This window comes from Mesorhizobium sp. M7A.F.Ca.CA.003.01.2.1, assembly GCF_003998945.1.
GTDB classification, from domain to species: domain Bacteria; phylum Pseudomonadota; class Alphaproteobacteria; order Rhizobiales; family Rhizobiaceae; genus Mesorhizobium; species Mesorhizobium ciceri.
Window position 1 is genome coordinate 1 of sequence record NZ_RZRA01000880.1, and the last position, 2,335, is coordinate 2,335.

2 protein-coding genes are annotated in these 2,335 nt (G+C 57.0%); both read left to right on the forward strand.

The annotated features are described in order from the left end of the window. Nucleotides 1-1,067: site-specific DNA-methyltransferase (locus tag EN969_RS27065; RefSeq protein WP_164758525.1), on the forward strand; the 1,067-nt coding region annotated here is incomplete at its 5' end. Beyond that, nucleotides 1,064-2,335 (forward strand): DEAD/DEAH box helicase family protein (locus EN969_RS27070; protein ID WP_164758526.1); only part of this gene is annotated, 1,272 nt, incomplete at its 3' end. The genes EN969_RS27065 and EN969_RS27070, both read left to right, overlap by 4 nt.

Here is a 2,335-nt window from a genome sequence, read left to right on the forward strand (position 1 = left end):
CTACACCACTGCACGCGAAGAGCGGCAGCGCGAAGGCAAAAGGATTCAGCTTTCAGTTCAAGAATGGGTTCGTTTGGCGGCCCCCTTCAGGAACCTTTCCAAGATTCTCTGAAGAGTCGTTGCGACGGATGGACGAGAACAGCGAGATTTGGTTTGGACAAGGCGGCACTTCACAGCCATCACGAAAGACCTTTCTTTCGGAGTTGTCGAATACGGGAACCCCACCGCTGACAGTGTGGCTAAGTTCAGATGTCGGGCATAATCATGAGGCCAAAACCGAGGTAAAGGCATTCAATCCGGATGATGTCTTCGCCACTCCAAAACCCGAGCGCTTGCTTCAGCGGATTCTTCACATTGCCACTAGTCCCGGTGATCTCGTCCTCGATTCATTCGCAGGGTCCGGGACCACGGGGGCAGTCGCGCACAAAATGGGCCGTCGTTGGATCATGGTCGAGTTGGGCAACCATGCTGTCACCCACATTGTCCCGAGGCTGAGGAAAGTCATAGATGGCGATGATCCTGGCGGCATAACGGCAGCGACCGGATGGGAAGGCGGAGGCGGGTTTCGGTTCTATCGCCTTGCGCCGTCGCTTCTGGAAAAAGACCGTTTCGGCAATTGGGTTATATCCAAGGAATACAATGCTGCCATGCTAGCCGAGGCGCTCTGCAAGCATCTAGGCTTCACCTATGCGCCCAGCCAAGACCCGGCCGAATACTGGCGGCACGGGTACTCGACCGAAAGCGATTTCGTATTCGTGACGACCCAGTCGCTGACCTATGACGCGCTGAAAAAGCTATCGGAGGAAGTCGGATCCAAGCGCAGCCTGCTGGTTTGCTGCAAGGCCTTTAACGCGAAGGAAGACAGTTTTCCGAACCTGACGGTGAAGAAGATTCCTCATTCAATCCTCGCGAAGTGCGAATGGGGTCGAGACGACTATTCGCTAAAAATTGCGAACCTGCCGGAGAAGGTGGATTTCGATGAGGTGGCGGAGCCGGACGCGTCGAAGCGCGGCAAAGCCGCAGCGGCAGCCTTGCCGCTTTTTGACAATGCGGAGGATGAGGCATGACCTCCCAACGGCTGCTTCAGCAGATAAAGGCTCGCCTTTCACTGCGCACGCCCCAGGCTGAGGCGCTCGACATCTTGGCGGACGTGCTCAACACCATCGAATTTTCCAAGGGCGCTGATCCCGTCGTCGCACTTGACGCAATCAAGGCGACCTATGCCACGGTGACGGATTTCGAGCGCGATTTCCCGTCGCTCTGTTTCGCGCTTGCGACAGGGGTCGGCAAGACGCGCCTCATGGGCGCTTTCATTGCCTATCTCTATCTCTCAGGACGGTCGAAGCACTTCTTTATCCTCGCACCGAACACCACTATTTACGACAAGCTCGTCGACGATTTCAGTCGGCAGAACTCCTCAAAATACGTATTCCGGGGCATCGCTGAATTCGCGCAGCTTCCGCCCATAGTCGAGACCGGGGACAACTGGGAACGCGGCTACGCCGTGCGTGGCGACCTTCTGGGCCAGACCGCTATCGTGTTCATCTTCAACATCGACAAGGTGAACAAGGAGCAGGGGCGCATCCGTAAGCTCCATGAATATATCGGCGAGTCCTATTTCGAGTACCTGTCGGCCCTTCCGGACCTTGTCCTCTTGATGGACGAAGCGCACCGCTATCGCGCCAAGGCGGGCATGAACGCCATTGCCGAACTGAAACCTGTTATCGGCCTCGAATTGACGGCGACACCACGTTCGGTTGGAGCCAAATCGGTTGCGTTCAAGAACGTGGTTCTCGATTACCCGCTTGGACAGGCGATGGCCGAGGGCTATGTGAAAGACCCGGCCGTCGCCACTCGCGAAGGGTTTCGCGTCGACAGCATCACGCCGGAACAGCTTGAACGGATGAAGCTTGAGGACGGGATTCACTGCCATGAAAACACTAAGGCAGAGCTAGCGATCTATGCACAACAGACCGGGCGCAAGCTTGTCCATCCCTTCATGTTGGTCGTGGCGCAAGACACCACGCACGCCAGCGAAATCCGGCGATACCTGGAATCGGATGGTTTCTTTCGGGGGCGCTACCAGGGTCGCGTGATCGAGGTTCATTCCGGAACGCGCGCGGAGGAGACTGAAGAGGCGACCGAGAAGCTTGTCGCACTGGAGCATGATGCGACGACCGATATCGTCATTCACGTCAACAAACTGAAGGAAGGCTGGGACGTAACCAACCTCTACACGATCGTCCCATTGCGCGCATCGGCTTCCGACATTCTGACGGAGCAGACGCTTGGACGTGGCCTGCGGTTGCCTTATGGCCAGCGCACGGGCGTGGAA